This window comes from Bacillus pretiosus, from assembly GCF_051294775.1.
Classification (GTDB): Bacteria; Bacillota; Bacilli; order Bacillales; family Bacillaceae_G; genus Bacillus_A; species Bacillus_A wiedmannii.
The window spans coordinates 1-287 of sequence record NZ_JBPPHF010000460.1; the positions used below are offsets into that span (position 1 = coordinate 1).

Genomic DNA, 287 nt, shown 5'->3' on the forward strand with positions numbered 1-287 from the left:
AAATTACACTAAGCGGAACTGCAATTTTTAAAGCTGAGAAAAAATAAGGAAGAGCAGACGGCAATTTTAATTTAAGAAAAACAACTTTTTTCGTTGCCCCATACGTAATTAATAGCTCCTCCCATTCTTTTTTCGTACTGCGTAGTCCATCATACGTATTTACCGCAATTGGGAAAAACGTAATTAAAACAGTAACAACAACCTTACTCCAAATCGTATATCCAAACCATAACACGAAGAGAGGAGCAAGCGCTGTAATCGGAATCGGTTGTTAGTCAACTAATAGT

At 36.2% G+C, this 287-nt stretch carries 1 pseudogene; it reads right to left on the minus strand.

The features are described 5' to 3' along the window. Nucleotides 1–271, minus strand: a pseudogene (locus ACSG5Z_RS31730) (ABC transporter permease); the annotation flags it as partial. Between the last annotated feature and the right edge of the window lie 16 nt (nucleotides 272–287).